Origin of the sequence: Pseudomonas entomophila (assembly GCF_018417595.1) — a bacterium.
In the GTDB taxonomy this organism is placed as follows: Bacteria; Pseudomonadota; Gammaproteobacteria; order Pseudomonadales; family Pseudomonadaceae; genus Aquipseudomonas; species Aquipseudomonas entomophila_C.
Genome location: NZ_CP070982.1, coordinates 1128006 through 1144838, shown reverse-complemented (window position 1 = coordinate 1144838; position 16833 = coordinate 1128006). Strand labels below are relative to the sequence as shown.

At 64.1% G+C, this 16833-nt stretch carries 14 protein-coding genes; 10 read left to right on the top strand and 4 right to left on the bottom strand.

Annotation, left to right across the window (positions count from 1 at the left end):
* Nucleotides 1–3 precede the first annotated feature (3 nt).
* The gene (locus tag JYG34_RS05010) at nt 4–378 is read left to right on the top strand and encodes a carboxymuconolactone decarboxylase family protein (protein ID WP_213659727.1); all 375 of its coding nucleotides are present in this window, start codon (nt 4–6) and stop codon (nt 376–378) included.
* 285 nt (nt 379–663) lie between these two features.
* Here the strand turns inward: JYG34_RS05010 and JYG34_RS05005 are convergent, their stop codons facing one another.
* Nucleotides 664–2022: an amino acid permease gene (locus tag JYG34_RS05005; RefSeq protein WP_213659726.1), complete on the bottom strand. Its 1359-nt coding sequence runs from the start codon at nt 2020–2022 to the stop codon at nt 664–666.
* A 51-nt stretch (nt 2023–2073) separates the two neighbouring features.
* On the bottom strand, nt 2074–3015 hold the full coding sequence (locus JYG34_RS05000) for an AEC family transporter (protein ID WP_011532389.1): 942 nt from the start codon (nt 3013–3015) through the stop codon (nt 2074–2076).
* 188 nt (nt 3016–3203) lie between these two features.
* On the opposite strand from JYG34_RS05000, the gene JYG34_RS04995 reads away from it, so the two are divergent.
* Nucleotides 3204–4835 carry a phospholipase gene (locus JYG34_RS04995; RefSeq protein WP_213659725.1) on the top strand — a complete coding sequence of 544 codons (1632 nt, stop codon included), beginning with the start codon at nt 3204–3206 and terminating at the stop codon, nt 4833–4835.
* 14 nt (nt 4836–4849) lie between these two features.
* Complete coding sequence (locus JYG34_RS04990) at nt 4850–5038, top strand: hypothetical protein (protein ID WP_213659724.1); 189 nt, start codon at nt 4850–4852, stop codon at nt 5036–5038.
* 75 nt (nt 5039–5113) lie between these two features.
* Here the strand turns inward: JYG34_RS04990 and JYG34_RS04985 are convergent, their stop codons facing one another.
* Nucleotides 5114–5674: a response regulator transcription factor gene (locus JYG34_RS04985; RefSeq protein WP_194789012.1), complete on the bottom strand. Its 561-nt coding sequence runs from the start codon at nt 5672–5674 to the stop codon at nt 5114–5116.
* Nucleotides 5674–6930 (bottom strand): ATP-binding protein, encoded by a 1257-nt coding sequence (locus JYG34_RS04980; RefSeq protein ID WP_011532385.1) that lies wholly within the window; start codon nt 6928–6930, stop codon nt 5674–5676. Before JYG34_RS04980 ends, JYG34_RS04985 begins: the two co-directional genes overlap by 1 nt.
* A gap of 201 nt (nt 6931–7131) precedes the next feature.
* On the opposite strand from JYG34_RS04980, the gene JYG34_RS04975 reads away from it, so the two are divergent.
* The 7 genes from JYG34_RS04975 (at nt 7132) to JYG34_RS04945 (ending at nt 16827) form a co-directional block, all read left to right on the top strand.
* Nucleotides 7132–7851, top strand: a complete 720-nt coding sequence (locus tag JYG34_RS04975; RefSeq protein ID WP_213659723.1) for an SIMPL domain-containing protein — start codon at nt 7132–7134, stop codon at nt 7849–7851.
* A 312-nt stretch (nt 7852–8163) separates the two neighbouring features.
* Nucleotides 8164–9789 carry an ABC transporter substrate-binding protein gene (locus JYG34_RS04970; RefSeq protein ID WP_213659722.1) on the top strand — a complete coding sequence of 542 codons (1626 nt, stop codon included), beginning with the start codon at nt 8164–8166 and terminating at the stop codon, nt 9787–9789.
* 211 nt (nt 9790–10000) lie between these two features.
* Nucleotides 10001–11593: an ABC transporter substrate-binding protein gene (locus JYG34_RS04965; RefSeq protein ID WP_213659721.1), complete on the top strand. Its 1593-nt coding sequence runs from the start codon at nt 10001–10003 to the stop codon at nt 11591–11593.
* Between the two features lie 162 nt (nt 11594–11755).
* Nucleotides 11756–13135, top strand: a complete 1380-nt coding sequence (locus tag JYG34_RS04960) for an OprD family porin (RefSeq protein ID WP_213659720.1) — start codon at nt 11756–11758, stop codon at nt 13133–13135.
* Between the two features lie 72 nt (nt 13136–13207).
* The gene (locus JYG34_RS04955) at nt 13208–14803 is read left to right on the top strand and encodes an ABC transporter substrate-binding protein (RefSeq protein ID WP_213659719.1); all 1596 of its coding nucleotides are present in this window, start codon (nt 13208–13210) and stop codon (nt 14801–14803) included.
* A gap of 76 nt (nt 14804–14879) precedes the next feature.
* Nucleotides 14880–15890 carry an ABC transporter permease subunit gene (locus tag JYG34_RS04950; RefSeq protein ID WP_011532379.1) on the top strand — a complete coding sequence of 337 codons (1011 nt, stop codon included), beginning with the start codon at nt 14880–14882 and terminating at the stop codon, nt 15888–15890.
* A gap of 10 nt (nt 15891–15900) precedes the next feature.
* Entirely contained in the window at nt 15901–16827 is a 927-nt protein-coding gene (locus JYG34_RS04945) for an ABC transporter permease subunit (RefSeq protein ID WP_011532378.1), read from the top strand.
* Nucleotides 16828–16833: the final 6 nt, after the last annotated feature.

Here is a 16833-nt window from a genome sequence, read left to right as displayed (position 1 = left end):
AACATGGCTGATTCGCAACAGAGTGGGGAAAAGATCCGTCGCCAGGTGATGGGCGATGCCTTCGTCGACCGCGCCCTGGGCAACGCGACCGAATTCACCCAACCGCTGCAGGACTTCGTCAACGAACATGCCTGGGGCAGCGTCTGGGCACGTGAGGGGCTGCCGCTGAAGACCCGCAGCCTGATCACCCTGGCCACGCTGACCGCGCTCAAATGCCCGCAGGAGCTCAAGGGGCATGTGCGCGGTGCGCTGAACAATGGCTGCACGGTGGAGGAAATTCGCGAGGCGCTGCTGCATTGCGCGGTGTATGCCGGGGTGCCGGCGGCGATCGATGCATTCCGTGCCGCGCAGGAAGTGATCGACAGCTATCAGAGCTGAAACTTCGCCGGGGGGGGGGGGGGGGGGGGCCCCCCGCGGGGGCGGGGGGGGGGGGGGGGGGGGGGGCGGGGGGGGCGGGGGGGGGGGGGGGGGGGCTTCGCCGGCCTCTTCGCGGGCAAGCCCGCGAAGAGGCCGGTACTGTCGGCCCCCCCCCCCCCCCCCCCCCCCCCCCCCCCCCCCCCCCCCCCCCCCCCCCCCCGCCCCCCCCGCCCCCCCCCCCCCCCCCCACCCACCCCCCCCCCCCCCCGGCCCCCCCCCCCCCCCCCCCCGCCCGGTACTGTCGGCCTACTTGGCCTGACGGGCCTTCTTCATCCGGAACGCCACCCACAACACCAGGATCCACGCCGGAATCAGCATCACCGAGATGCGGATCGGCGGCGTCAGGTACATCACCACCAGAATCAGCACGATGAACGCCAGGCACAGGTAGTTGGTCAGCGGGTGCCCCCAGCTGCGGTAGAACGGCGTGATGCCGGCCGCCAGCTTGGCTTTGCGGAACTTCAGGTGGGTGATGCTGATGCTCGCCCAGTTGATCACCAGCGCCGACACCGCCAACGCCATCAGCAGCCCGAAAGCCTCGCCCGGCATGAGGTAGTTGATCACCACGCACAGCCCGGTGGCGAACGCCGAAACGCCCAATGCGGTAAGCGGCACGCCACGGCGGCTGACCTTGAGCAACTGACGCGGTGCATCACCTTGCGTAGCCAGGCCGAACAGCATGCGGCTGTTGGCGTACACGCAACTGTTGTAGACCGACAGTGCCGCCGTCAGTACCACGATGTTGAGGATGGTCGCGACCAGGTCACTGTCCAGCTCGTGGAAGATCATCACGAACGGGCTGCCGCCCTGCACCACCTTCTGCCATGGGTACAGCGACAGCAGCACCGCCAGCGCGCCGATGTAGAAGATCAGGATGCGGTAGACCACCTGGTTGGTGGCTTTGGGGATGCTTTCACGCGGGTTGGCGGCTTCCGCGGCGGTGATGCCCACCAGTTCCAGGCCACCGAACGAGAACATGATCACCGCCAGGGCCATGACCAGCCCCGTCACACCGTTGGGGAAGAAGCCACCGTACTGCCAGAGGTTGGCGACGCTGGCATCCGGGCCACCGTGGCCGCTGGTCAGCAGCCAGGCACCGAAGCCGATCATGCTGACGATGGCCACCACCTTGACCAGGGCGAACCAGAACTCCATTTCACCATACACCTTCACCTGGGTCAGGTTGATGGCGTTGATGACCACGAAGAAGATCGCCGCCGTGGCCCAGGTGGGGAAGTCCGGCCACCAGTACTGCACGTAGATCCCCACCGCGGTGAGCTCGGCCATCCCGACCAGCACGTACACCACCCAGTAGTTCCAGCCAGAAACGAAGCCTGCGAACTCGCTCCAGTACTGATGGGCAAAGTGGCTGAAGCTGCCGGCGACCGGTTCCTCGACCACCATCTCGCCCAGCTGGCGCATGATCAGGAAAGCCATCAGGCCGGCGACGGCATAGCCCAGCAGCACCGAGGGGCCGGCCAGCTGGATGGTCTGGGCGATGCCCAGGAACAATCCGGTGCCGATGGCGCCACCCAGCGCGATCAGCTGGATATGGCGATTCTTCAGCCCGCGCTGCAACTGCTCGGGCTTGCTCTGGTCTTGCATGAAGTGTCCTTTCAATGAGGCCGTATTGTTAGTGTTGCTTGCTGTCATGGGCTAGATCCATCCACCCCATTGCAAGAAGAAGATACCGATGTTCGTGGTGATCGCCGCCATCAAGGTGGTGATCACGATGATCGACGCCGCCAGTTCGTGGTTGCCATTGGCCGCCCGCGCCATCACATAGCTGGCCGCCGCAGTGGGGCTGCCGATGTAGAGGAACAGGATGCCCAGTTCGGCGCCGCGAAAACCGCACAACCAGGCGCCCAGCGTCCCCAGCAGTGGCAGCCAGACCATTTTCACCAGGCTGACGTCGAACGCCAGCCGGCCACTGTCGCGCAGCGCCGCCATCGACAAGGTGCCGCCGATGCAGATCAGCGCCAGCGGCAGGGTCATCTGCGCCAGGTAGTCGCCCGAGGTCAGCAGCCAGTTGGGTAGCGGCACCTGGCCATAAGCCATGGGCGTGGCCAGCAGCACGCTGATGATCAACGGATTGCTGAGGATGCTCTTGCAGATGCTCCACGGGTCGGACTTCAGGTCCGGGCTGTACACCGCCAGCACCACGGCCGACAGCGAGTTGTACATGAGGATCACCAGCCCGGCCAGTACCGCGCCGAGGGATATACCGTAGTCGCCATACAGGCTGGCCGCCAGTGCCAGGCCGATCACGCCATTGTTGCCGCGAAACGCGCCTTGCGTGTAGATGCCCCGGTCCGCCGGCGGGCAGCGCCAGATCGCCAGGCACCAGGCCAGGCCGAAGCACACCAGCGTGGCGGCGATGAAGTAGAGGATCACCCCGGGCTTGACCGCCGTTGCCAGGTCGGCGTGGTAGATGCCGAGGAACAGCAGCGCCGGCATGCACACGTTGAACACCAGCGTCGAAGCGACCTTGTTGAAGTTGTCGTCGATCAAGCGGATGCGCTTGAGCAGCACGCCCATGAACAGCATGGCGAACACAGGTGCCGTGATGTTCAGTGTCTGGATGAGAAGGGCGAGCATGCAGCGCGATCCTGAGGTAATCGTCAGGGGAGCAATCATACGTCAGTGCCAGGGGCTTGCGCCCGCCGCAGGTGCCGGTTAGCCGCACAAACAGACCTTGACGTAGGAGAAATCCAGCATATAGTGAAAATCACTGTATATTCATACAGTATAAAAATGGACAATCCCGAGATTGCAAGGAGCAAATCATGTCAGGCATGCAAACCCCGCCTGCGGCCCTTCAGGCCCAGGCCAGCTTGGTGGTCGCCGACCTCGACCAGCTATTCGACACGCAAGGCGTCGCCCTCCCCGGCCCGGACAGCCACCTGGTGCTGGTGATGCACGGGCACCACACACTCAAGTACCACCGTTTTGCCGTACCGCCCGCGCCACCCAAACGTGGCCCGGAACTGTTCTTTGAAGGCGCGGAACACACCGCCATCGGTGACAACACCCTGCTGCGCTTCGAGGCCGGGCAAGCGGGCATCCCCGCCCACCAGTCGCCGCTGCCGTTGCCCAATGGCCTGAGCCTGACCTACGGCCAGGTGATCGCCCTGGGCGGTGACTTCTATGGCGTGCCCGAGCGGCCGATCGCCGATGGCGCCAACGAAGCCGAACGCCTCGAGCGCTTCACCCAAGCATTCGACGCCCTCGCCCGCCTGCCGGCGGCCAAAAGCGAGGCCGAATCGATCCTGGCCGTCATGCAGGAAGAAATCAGCGCCGCCAACCAGGCCATCAAGGATGGCCGCCAGCCCCACGAAGCCTACGACGCGCTGGGCGACACACTGTCGGCGCGCTGGAACCGCATCACCGGCGGCGGCAGCTTCGCCTCCGACCTGTTCCCCCTGGGCCGCTACCTGAAACTGGCCGCCAGCAACTGGGACCATTTCGGCCCCTGGGCCCTGCTGGCCTACCAGGCCGGTCACGCCAGTGCCCTGCAGCAAGCCGTGAAGGCACGCGCCAGCGGCAACGAGCGCGACCTGCAACTGGCCTATGCGATGAACGCCTTTGCCGACCATTTCCTCACCGACCTGTTCTCTGCCGGCCACCTGCGGGTACCGCGCAAGGCACTGGCCGACACCGTCACCCCCAGTGATGTCGGCTCGTTGATCGCGCGCTTCATGCACGACGAGGACAGCAAGTACGGCCTGGCCGTGCGCAACGCCGAGGGCGAGCAATGGCGCGCCTATGGCGACAAGCGCTACTTCGACACCGTCGATGTGGCCAACCGTCGCCAGGTCGGGCGCGCCGTGCAGCGCTCGGCCGACGAAGTGTTCCAGGCCTTCGTCGACGGCCGCGTGCCGCCGGCCAAGGATTTCACCGCCCTGCGTCTGGTACCGGACCTGCGCGCCGCCGAGCAGGACCTGGTGCCCGGCAACTTCGCCCCGCTGTACTTCAATGACGGCAAGGCCGTGCTTCGGCGCAAGGACGTCAACGACCTCAATGACCGCAACCGCACCGCCGACTGGTGGGGTTGGAGCACCTACCTGCTGCTCAAGGACTACAAGCCGAACAAGCCCACCGGCTACATCGAGGCACCGACCGGGTCGCCGGCGATCATCGCCAATGCCTGGCAGCGCCGCGAGCCCGACGGCCTCAACTGGCAGCGTGGCAATGCCGTGCGCTATGCCTTCAGCGTGACCGAACAGCTCAACGAGTCCTACATCGGCCCGTGGAGCGCCTACGCCGAACTGGTCGACCAGTTCCACCCGACCGTGCAGGTGCCGGTGGACGGCAAACAGCGAGGGCGCAACCTGTTCCGCCAGTTCCGCGGCGGCTCGCCGGAACTGATCGCCAGCCTCGACGGCAAGGCAACCACCTACATCGACCGCAACGCGTGACAAGGAGGTCACAGATGAACATCAGGATCAAACTGGAGCTGGCTTCTGGCCAGTCGTTGCAAGGCATGCCGCTGGAGCTGCTGCGGGCGGGCAAGGTGATTGGCCGGGCCAAGGTGCCGGCGGGAGGGCTGGTGGCGTTCGAGACGCCGGCAGGCACCGGGCAATTGGCGGTGCGGGTTGATCGATCGGGGGTGAAAGCCTGATAGAACGCGGGGCCCCATTCGCCGGCAAGCCGGCTCCTACAGATCGGTGCAGGAGCCGGCTTGCCGGCGAACCCGTCAGCGACGAACCGGGCGCTTCTGCAACTTGCGCTGCAAGGTGCGCCGGTGCATCCCCAGCGCCCGCGCCGTGGCGGAGATATTGCCTTCGTGCTCACCCAGCACGCGCTGGATGTGTTCCCACTGCAGGCGATCCACCGACATCGGGTTTTCCGGCACCAGGGTGTCCAGGTCGGTGTGCTCCGAAAGCAATGCCGCCAGCACGTCGTCGGCGTCGGCCGGCTTGCACAGGTAGTTGCAGGCACCACGCTTGACCGCCTCGACCGCCGTGGCGATGCTCGAGTAGCCGGTCAGGATAACCACGCGCATCTCCGGGTCCAGCTCCAGCAGCTTGGGCAGCAGCACCAGGCCCGAGTCCCCCTCCATCTTCAGGTCCAGCGTGGCGTAGTCCGGCAGGTCCTGCTCGGCCAGCTTCAGGCCTTCTTCGGCGGAGCCTGCGGTGCTCACGCGGAACCCGCGACGGGCCATGGCCCGCGCCATCACCCGGGTAAAGGTGGCGTCGTCATCCACCAGCAGCAGGTGCGGCAGCTCTTCGCCTTCAACCTGGTTTTCTTCGCTCATCATGCATCTCCTCGCTTGCCATGGGGCAGGCGCAATTCGGTCAGGGTGCCACCCTGCTCATGACTATAGAGTTTCACCGAACCGCCCGCACGCGTCACGCTGGCCTTGCTCAAGAACAGGCCCAGGCCGAAGCCTTTGCCCTTGGTGGTAATGAAAGGTTTGCCGATGGCTTCGGCGATGGCCGGCGGTACGCCCGGGCCGTGGTCGCGGATGCTGATGACGATGTCGTGAGCGTCCCAGTCCAGGCGCACCTCCAGATCGTCGGGGCAGGCATCGGCGGCATTGTTCAGCAGGTTCAGCAGGGCCTGGGTCAGGTCCGGCGGCGGCGTCAGGCGCGGCACCACGCCGTCGCGCAGGCGCTGGAAGCGGTAACTGGCCTCCGGGCGCATCAGGTGCCAGCGGTTGAGCGCTTCATCGAGCCAGGCGGTGACGTCCTGCTCGACGATGGCCAGGCGCCGGTTGGCCTCGGCGGCGCGCACCAGTTGCTGCAGGGTTTCCTTGCACAGCTTGACCTGGTCCTGAAGGATCTGCAGGTCTTCCTGCAACAGGGGGTCGGCGTGATCCTGGCGCATCTCGTTGAGCAGCACGCTCATGGTCGCCAGCGGGGTGCCCAGTTCATGGGCGGCGCCGGCGGCCTGGGTGGCCACGGCCAACAGTTGTTCGTCGCGCAGGCTTTCTTCACGCCGCTCGGCGCGCAGGTTTTCCTGCTGGCGCAGTTCCTCGGCCATGCGCGCGGCAAAGAAGGTGATCACCCCTGCGGCCAGGGCGATGCTCAGCCACATGCCATAGACCTGCATGGTGTCACGCGCCAGTGGCAGGGTTTCCAGCGGGTAGTACTGCACCAGCAACAGGCTGTAGGCCACCAGGGCGATCCCCGACAGCACCAGCGAGTAGATCCACGGCAGCGTGACCGCGGCAATCGCCAGCGGCACCAGGTAATAGGAGACGAAGGGGTTGGTAGACCCCCCCGAGTAGTACAGCAGGGCACTGTGGATCAGCAGGTCACAGGCCAGTTGCAGGGCATACTCGAGCTCGGTGACCGGCAACGACAGGCGCAGGCGCAGGGCGGTGAAGGCACACAGCAGTGACGACAGGGCCAGGGTCACCGCCAGCGAGAACCACGGCAATGGCAGCAGTTCGGTCCAGTAGGCCACGCCCACCGAGCCGGCCTGGGCCGCCAGGACGAGGATGCGGATGAAAGTCAGGCGCCAGAGGTTCTGGCGTGTAGCGGACAGCGGATGTGCGGCGGCGAGCATGAGCTCTCCCGATGAGTGCTCCAGGAAAATCGGCTGGAGTATACCGAAGCCAGGCGCCTCGCTGCAGCAATGCGGCAAAGCGCCACACTTTGTCACAGAATCATGATGGCACTTTTGAACCCACTACACTCACTCCGGTCTGATCGGCCATGCGTGGGATGAAGATCGTTCCGCGCTTTATATATTGCCAAGGAGTTCCACATGCACATTTCCCGTCGCAGCAAAGTCTTCGCCCTGTCCTGCGGCATGCTTGCCAGCTTGCCTGCCCTGGCGGCCGACGAGCCACGCTACAACCAGGTCTCGCTGCGCGCCGAAGTCAGCAAGGAAGTGGCACGCGACCTGATGGTGGTGACGCTGTACAGCGAATCGCAAAACAGTGATCCGGGCAAGCTGGCCAAGGAGATCACCGAGACCATGAACAAGGCGGTACAGCAGGCACGCCAGGTCAAGGAGGTGAAGATCAGCCAGGGCAGCCGCAACAGCTACCCGATCTACGACACCAAGGGCCAGAAGATCACCGGCTGGCGCGAGCGCGCCGAGCTGCGCCTGGAGAGCGCCGACTTCCCGGCCCTGTCCAAGCTGACCGGCGATCTGCTGCAGGACCTGAAGATGGGCGGCATGGATTTCTCCATCGCCCCCGCCACCCGCAAGAGCAATGAAGACGAGCTGCTCAAGGATGCCGTCGCGGCATTCAAGGCACGCGCCCAGCTGGCCACCGAGGCGCTGGGTGGCAAAGGCTACAAGGTGGTCAGCCTGAACCTGAACAGCAGCGGCTACCCGCGCCCGTACCTGCGCAATGCACCGATGGCGATGATGGCCAAGGGCGCCGCCGATGAAGCCGCGCCAGCCCCCGATATCGAAGCCGGCACCAGTGAAGTCAGCATGAGTGCCGATGGCCTGATCGAAGTCCAGGTGCCCTGACCCCTCCAGTTGGATGTCCGAGGCGGACAAGACCGTCTCGGACAATAGTTTCAGCCCTTTCCTACGCCCCAATCGGGTGCATCTGCTTGTCACTTTTGCCGCGAAACATCTTGAAATTTTCGCTCAAAACGACCACGCAAACGATCAACATTCGCCAAAGTTATATGGATGCGACATCCATGTACGTCCGTCCCACATTTTTGCCGCCAACCATCCTGCTGAGTGTTGCATTGGGAATGGCCCCTGCATAAGTATCCGCAGGTCGGCTCACGAGGCCGCCTCAATTCGAAAAATGACAACAATGAGGCCACCATGCTCAAACACGCAGTCCTCCCGTTCCTGGTCAGTGCAGGCTTGCTAGCCGGCGCTCCGTCCGCCCTCGCCGCGACCAACCTGGTGTTCTGCTCAGAAGGCAGCCCGGCCGGTTTCGACCCTGGCCAGTACACCACTGGGACCGACTTTGACGCCTCCGCCGAAACCATTTTCAACCGCCTGACGCAATTCGAGCGCGGCGGTACCGCGGTGATCCCGGGCCTGGCCACCAAGTGGGAAGTGTCCGACGACGGCAAGACCTACACCTTCCACCTGCGCGACGGCGTGAAGTTCCACACCACCGAGTACTTCAAGCCCACCCGTGAGTTCAACGCCGACGACGTGCTGTTCACCTTCAACCGCATGCTCGACAAGAACCACCCCTTCCGCAAGGCCTACCCCACCGAGTTCCCTTACTTCACCGACATGGGCATGGACAAGAACATCGCCAAGGTCGAGAAGGTCGATGACCACACCGTGCGTTTCGCCCTCAACGAAGTGGACGCCGCGTTCATCCAGAACCTCGCCATGAGCTTCGCCTCCATCCAGTCCGCCGAATACGCCGACCAGTTGCTCAAGGAAGGCAAGGCCGCCGATATCAACCAGAAGCCCATCGGCACCGGCCCGTTCGTGTTCAGCAAGTACCAGAAGGACGCGCAGATCCGCTACAAGGGCAACAAGGACTACTGGAAGCCCGAGGACGTGAAGATCGACAACCTGATCTTCGCCATCAGCACCGACGCCTCGGTGCGCATGCAGAAACTCAAGAAGAACGAGTGCCAGGTCACCCTGTTCCCGCGCCCTGCCGACATCAAGCCGCTGAAAGAAGATCCTAAGCTGAAGATGCCTGACCAGGCCGGCTTCAACCTCGGCTACATCGCCTACAACGTGATGGACAAGGTCAAGGGCAGCAACGAGCCCAACCCGCTGTCGCAACTCAAGGTGCGCGAAGCGCTGGACATGGCGGTGAACAAGCCGCAGATCATCGAGTCGGTCTATCAAGGCGCCGGCCAGCTGGCGGTCAACGCCATGCCACCCACTCAATGGTCCTACGACACCACGATCAAGGACGCCAAGTACGACCCTGAGAAAGCCAAACAGCTGCTCAAGGAAGCCGGCATCAAGGAAGGCACCGAGATCACCCTGTGGGCCATGCCGGTGCAGCGCCCGTACAACCCCAATGCCAAGCTGATGGCCGAGATGCTGCAATCGGACTGGGCCAAGGTCGGCATCAAGGCCAAGATCGTCAGCTACGAGTGGGGCGAGTACATCAAGCGCTCCAAAGGCGGCGAGCAGGGCGCCATGCTGATCGGCTGGAGCGGCGACAATGGTGACCCGGACAACTGGCTGGGCACCCTCTACGGCTGCGACGCAATGGACGGCAACAACTTCTCCAAGTGGTGCTACAAGCCGTACGACGACCTGATCAAGCAAGCCAAGGCCACCCCTGACCAGGCCAAGCGCACCGAGCTGTACAAGCAGGCGCAGCACATCCTCAAGGAGCAGGTGCCGATCACCCCGATCGCCCACTCCACCGTGTATCAGCCCATGAGCACGAAAGTGAAGGACTTCAAGATCAGCCCCTTCGGCCTGAACTCCTTCTACGGGGTAAGTGTGGACAACTAACGGCCGTGGCCGTCCTGCCGGCGTTTTCGGCAGGGCGGCGACACGACCGGGTGATACGTAGGGCAATTCCCTGGCGCTCACCGGAAAGCTCCCACTCACTTATCAGTATCTGACTCTGGTTCCCGCATTCTGGCGCTTCTATCGTCAGGACCGGGATGCTGCAGCCGCGTTTTGCCTGTCGCGGCCGAAATACACGGACAAAGGATCTGCCATGCGCCTCACTGCACTGAGTTCCCCCCTGCTCGCCCTCGGCCTGCTGAGCCAGGCGCCGCTCGTTGCGGCCAACAACCTGGTGTTCTGCTCAGAGGGCAGCCCGGCCGGTTTCGACACCGCCCAGTACACCGCGGCCACCGACAACGACGCCGCCGAACCGATCTACAACCGCCTCGTCGAGTTCGAACGTGGCGGCACTGCCGTTCAGCCAGGCCTGGCCACCGATTGGCAGATTTCGGACGATGGCCTGAAGTACACCTTCCACCTGCGCCCGGGTGTGAAGTTCCACGCCAACAAGGACTTCAAGCCCACCCGCGACTTCAACGCCGACGACGTGCTGTTCACCTTCAACCGCATGCTCGACAAGGACCAGCCCTTCCGCAAGGCCTACCCCACCGAGTTCCCCTACTTCATCAGCATGGGGCTGGACAAGAACATCGCCAAGGTCGAGAAGACCGCCCCGCTGACCGTGGTCTTCACCCTGAACAAGGTCGACGCCGCGTTCCTGCAGAACATCGCCATGGCCTTCGCCTCGATCCTTTCCGCCGAGTACGCCGAGCACCTGCTGGCCAGCGGCAAGGCCAGCGATATCAACCAGAAACCGATCGGCACCGGCCCGTTCGTGTTCCAGCGCTATCAAAAGGACTCGCAGATCCGCTACAAGGGCAACAAGGACTACTGGGCCCCCGACCTGGTGAAAATCGACAACCTGGTGTTCTCCATCAACGTCGACCCTTCGGTGCGCATCCAGAAGCTGCGCCGCAACGAGTGCCAGATCACCCTGCACCCACGCCCGGCCGACCTGCCCGCGCTCAAGCAGGATGACAAGCTGCAGGTGATGACACAACCGGGCTTCAACCTCGGCTACATCGCCTACAACACCCAGCACCCACCGTTCGACCGCGTCGAAGTGCGCCAGGCCATGGACATGGCGGTGAACAAGCAGGCGATCATCCAGGCGGTCTACCAGGACGCCGGCCAACCAGCGGTCAATGCCATGCCCCCCACGCAGTGGTCCTACGACTCCTCGCTCAAGGATGCCAAGTACGATCCGGAAAAAGCCAAACAGCTGCTCAAGCAGGCCGGGGTCAAGGAAGGCACCGAGATCACCCTGTGGGCCATGCCGGTACAGCGCCCCTACAACCCCAACGCCAAGCTCATGGCCGAGATGCTGCAATCGGACTGGAGCAAGCTCGGCTTCAAGGTCCGCATCGTCAGCTACGAGTGGGGCGAGTACCTCAAGCGCATGAAAAACGGCGAACACGACATCGCCCTGATCGGCTGGACCGGCGACAACGGTGACCCGGACAACTGGCTGGGCACCCTTTACAGCTGCGGCGCCATCGGCAGCAACAACTATTCGCTGTGGTGCGACCCGCAGTACGACGCGCTGGTCAACAAGGCCAAGCAGGTCACCGACCGTGAACAGCGCACCGCCCTCTACCAGCAGGCCCAGCAACGCCTCAAGCAACAGGTGCCGATCACCCCGGTGGCCCATTCCACGGTCAACCAGCCACTGAGCATCGGCGTGAAAGATTTCAAGGTCAGCCCCTTCGGACGCAACGTATTTTCCGGCGTCAGCATCGATTGACCCTGCACTGCGCGGCCAGGAGTGAGACCCACTCCCGCGCCCGCGTGCAGCCCGGATTTGCCTGGTGACCCCAAGGCAAACATTGCAGTACCGCAGCACCGCAGCAGGCCCGGCCCACAAGGCCTGGGTGATAACTAAAAAAATATAAAGGGAGCTTTAATCTTGAGACGTTTCACACTCACCGCATTAGCCTTGTCCGTTGGTGCCTTCAGCGCCCTGGCCCTGGCCGAACCCGCCAGCCAGGACTTCGTTCCGGTCACGCTCAAGTCGAGCAGCGAGCAGGCCGAGAGCAAAGGCTTCATCGATGGCCAGAGCCTGTCCGGCAGCACCCGCAACTGGTATGCCCACGAACGCGCCACCCGCGCGCCGCTGTGGAAGTACTACAAGGGCGACGGCACCCAACACGACACCCACAGCCGTAACAACTGGGTGCAGGGCACCATCCTCAACTACAGCTCGGGCTTCACCGAAGGCACCGTGGGCTTCGCCGTCGAGGCCGCCGCCTACAACGCCATCGCCCTCGAGCGCGGCCGCGCCGCCGTGGCCGGCCCCAACAACCGCACGCTCACCCACAGCGACGGCGATGTCATCGGCCAGTGGAGCAAGATGGGCCTGGGCAACGTCAAGGCGCGCGTCTCCAACACCACCCTGACCGTCGGTCGCCAGTCGGTCGACACGCCCATGATCGCCTACATCGGCAACCGTGCCCTGCCCTCGAGCTTCCAGGGTGCGTTCCTGCACAGCGCCGAGTTCGACAACCTGTCGTTCGACCTGGGTACCTTCGACCGCGTCTCGCCGCGTACCGAACAGAGCCTGAGCAAGTTCCGCAGCGAATACACGAACAAGCGCGTGGAAACCGACCGCGCCAGCACCGTCGGCGTCAACTACCAGCCGCTCAAGAGCCTGACCACCAGCTTCTACGCCACCCAGGTCGAGGACTTCTGGAACCAGTACTACGTCGGCGCCAACCATGTGCTGGGCGACAGCGCGGTGCTGAGCCTGACCACCGGTCTGAACTACTACAAGACCGTGGACGAAGGCAGCAAGAAGATGGGCGAGATCGACAACGACACCTACAGCCTGTCGTTCGGCCTGACCCACCAGGCCCACACGCTCAGCGCCTCCTGGCAGCAGGTCAACGGCAACGAGTACTTCGACTACCTGCATGAAACCAACGGCATCTACCTGGCCAACTCCCTGCTGTCGGACTTCAACGGCCCGAACGAGAAATCCCTGCAGATCAGCTACGTGCTGAACATGGCGCCGTACGGTGTGCCAGGCCTCAAGTTCAACCTGTACAACGCCCGCGGCTGGGGCATCGATGGCACCCACTACAAGGGCACGATGTACGACGTCAAAGGCCTGGACGGCGAAACCCACTACGAGTGGGGCTTCGGCACCAGCTACGCGATACAGAGCGGCCCGCTGAAGGATACCGCCATTCGCGCCACCTACACCGCCCACCGCGCCAGCAAGGCCCAGGGCGATGGCAGCCTGGACGAGTTCCGCCTGGTCACCACCATTCCGTTCAACATCCTCTGACCGTTGGCGCCACGGCCCGATTGACAACGGGCCGTGGCGGCTACGCTGGAACATTGACTGCAGGGAGGTTCCATGAAATCGCTACCGCTACGCGCTGCCCTGGCAGCGGTCATCCTGGGCGCGGCGTCGAGTCTGGCGGCCAAGCCGCTGGTGGTGTGCACCGAGGCGAGCCCCGAGGGCTTCGACATCGTCCAGTACACCACCGCCGTCACCGCCGACGCCACCGCCGAGGCCATCTTCAATCGCCTGGTCGACTTCAAGCCCGGTACCACCGAGATCCAGCCGGCCCTGGCCAAGAGCTGGGACGTCAGCCCCGACGGGCTGGTCTACACCTTCCACCTGCGTGAAGGTGTCAAGTTCCACACCACCGACTACTTCACCCCGACCCGCGACTTCAACGCCGACGACGTGCTGTGGAGCCTGAACCGCCAGCTGCGGCCCGACCACCCATGGCATGACAAGACCAGCATCGGCTTCCCCTATTTCGAGAGCATGGCCTTCAAGGACCTGCTCAAGTCGGTGGAAAAAACCGACGATCACACCGTGGTGATCACCCTCACCCGCCCCGAAGCGCCGTTCCTGCGCGACATGGCCATGGCCTTCACCTCGATCTACTCCGCCGAGTACGGTGACCAGCTGCTCAAGGCCGGCAAGACCGCCGACCTCAACAGCAAACCAATCGGCACCGGCCCGTTCATCTTCCAGCGCTACAACAAGGATGCCCAGGTTCGCTACAAGGCCAACCCGGACTACTTCCGCGGCAAGCCACCGGCCGATGCGCTGATCTTCGCCATCGCCACCGACAGCAATGTGCGCCTGCAGAAACTGCGCGCCAACGAATGCCAGGTCGCCCTGTACCCCAAGCCTGACGACGTGCCGGGCATCAAGACCGACCCGAAACTCAAGGTCGCCGAGATCGAGGCGCTGGTCACCGGCTACATCTCGATGAACACCCAGCACAAGTACCTGAGCGATGTGCGCGTGCGCAAGGCGATCAACATGGCCTTTGACCGCCAGACCCACGTCGACCAGCTGTTCGGCAAGGGCAACGCGCTGCCCGGCGTCAACCCGTACCCACCGACCATGATCGGCTACAACACCGACAACAAGAACCCGCCCCACGACCTGGACAAGGCCCGCGAGCTGCTCAAGCAAGCCGGCGTACCTGAAGGCACGGTGATCACCCTGTTCACCCGCAACGGCGGTGGCCCGACCAACCCCAACCCGCGCCTGTCCGCGGAAATGCTCCAGTCCGACCTGGCCAAGATCGGCATCAAGCTCGACATCCGCGTGATGGAATGGGCCGAAATGCTGCGCCGCGCCAAGAAAGGCGAAGCCGACCTGGTCTCGGCGGGCTGGGCCGGCGACAACGGCGACCCGGACAACTTCCTCACACCCATGCTCAGCTGCGACGCCGTCAAGAGCGGCGAGAACTACGCACGCTGGTGCAACCAGAAGTTCCAGGACCTGATCACCCGGGCCCGCGAAGTGATCGACAACGATGAGCGCGCCAAGCTCTATAACGAGGCGTTGGCGGTGTACGATGAAGAACAGCCCTGGATCAGCATGGCCCACCCGAAAATGTTCACCGCCATGCGCGAGAACGTCGAAGGCTATGTGATCAACCCACTGACCAACAACAACTTCGCCACCACCAAGGTGAAGTAGAACAACAACAGCCGCCGGACCCTCTGCAAGGGGCTCCGGCGGCACCGCCGTTCCGGCTGATGAGGTACCCCTGACAATGTTGAGTTTTATTGCCCGACGCCTGGGTCTGCTGATCCCGACCTTCTTCGGTATCACCCTGCTGACCTTCGCGCTCATACGCCTGATCCCCGGCGACCCCGTCGAAGTGATGATGGGCGAACGCCGGGTCGACCCCGAAATGCACGCCCAGGCCATGGAGCGCCTGGGCCTGAACAAGCCGCTGCCGGCCCAGTACCTGGACTACGTCGGCAAGCTCGCCCAGGGCGACCTGGGCGAATCCCTGCGCACCCGTGAGAGCGTATGGAACGAATTCCTCACCCTGTTCCCGGCAACGTTGGAGCTGGCCATGGCCGCCCTGCTGTTCGCCGGCGTCATCGGCCTGCTGGCCGGGGTGATCGCCGCGCTCAAGCGCGGCTCGCTGTTCGACCATGGGGTGATGGGCATCTCGCTGGCCGGCTATTCGATGCCGATCTTCTGGTGGGGCCTGATCCTGATCATGTTCTTCTCCGTGAGCCTCGGCTGGACGCCGGTGTCAGGGCGCATCGACCTGCTCTACGACATCGAGCCCAAGACCGGCTTCATGCTCATCGACACCCTGCTCAGTGACGAAGAGGGCGCGTTCAAGGATGCGGTGATGCACCTGATCCTGCCGGCCATCGTGCTGGGCACCATCCCGTTGGCGGTGATCGCCCGCATGACCCGCTCGTCGATGCTCGAAGTGCTGCGCGAGGACTACATCCGCACCGCCCGCGCCAAAGGCCTGTCGCCGTCGCGCGTGGTGTTCATCCACGGCCTGCGCAACGCGCTGATCCCGGTGCTGACCGTGTTCGGCCTGCAGGTTGGCACGCTGCTGGCCGGTGCCGTGCTCACCGAAACCATCTTCTCCTGGCCGGGCATCGGCAAATGGCTGATCGAAGCCATCGGCGCCCGTGACTACCCCGTGGTCCAGAACGGCATCCTGTTGATCGCCTGCCTGGTGATCCTGGTCAACTTCGTCGTGGACATCCTCTACGGCCTGGTCAACCCACGCATCCGTCATCAGCGCTGAGGCTCCCGTCATGACTAGCCCGATTCCGAAATCCGTGACCCCGTCCAGCGCGGTCGACCAAAGCTTGCTCTATCCCTCGCCCTACAAAGAATTCTGGCAGGCCTTCTCGCGCAACAAAGGCGCGGTGGCCGGCCTGGCCTTCATGATCCTGGTGGTGTTCTGCGCCCTGTTCGCTCCCTGGGTGGCGCCGCACAACCCCAGCGAGCAATACCGCGACTTCCTGCTCACCCCGCCGGTGTGGCTCGAAGGCGGCACCTGGCAGTTCATCCTGGGTACCGACGAACTGGGCCGCGACCTGCTCTCGCGGCTGATCCAGGGCGCGCGCCTGTCGCTGCTGATCGGCTTGTCGTCGGTGGTGATGTCGCTGATCCCGGGGATCCTGCTCGGCCTGTTCGCCGGCTTCTTCCCGCGCCTGCTCGGCCCTTCGATCATGCGCCTGATGGACGTGATGCTGGCCCTGCCCTCGCTGCTGCTGGCCGTGGCCATCGTCGCCATCCTCGGCCCTGGCCTGATCAACACCGTGATCGCCATCGCCATCGTCTCGCTGCCGTCGTATGTGCGCCTGACCCGCGCCGCCGTGATGGGCGAGCTGAACCGTGACTACGTTACCGCCGCGCGCCTGGCCGGTGCCGGCCTGCCGCGCCTGATGTTCGTCACCGTGCTGCCCAACTGCATGGCACCGCTGATCGTGCAGGCCACGCTGAGCTTCTCCTCGGCCATTCTCGACGCCGCTGCCCTGGGCTTCCTGGGGTTGGGCGTGCAGCCGCCAACCCCCGAGTGGGGCACGATGCTGGCCTCGGCCCGCGACTACATCGAGCGCGCCTGGTGGGTGGTGAGCCTGCCCGGCCTGACCATCTTGCTCAGTGTGCTGGCAATCAACCTGATGGGCGACGGCCTGCGCGACGCGCTGGACCCGAAACTCAAGAACGCCGCCTGAGGAGAA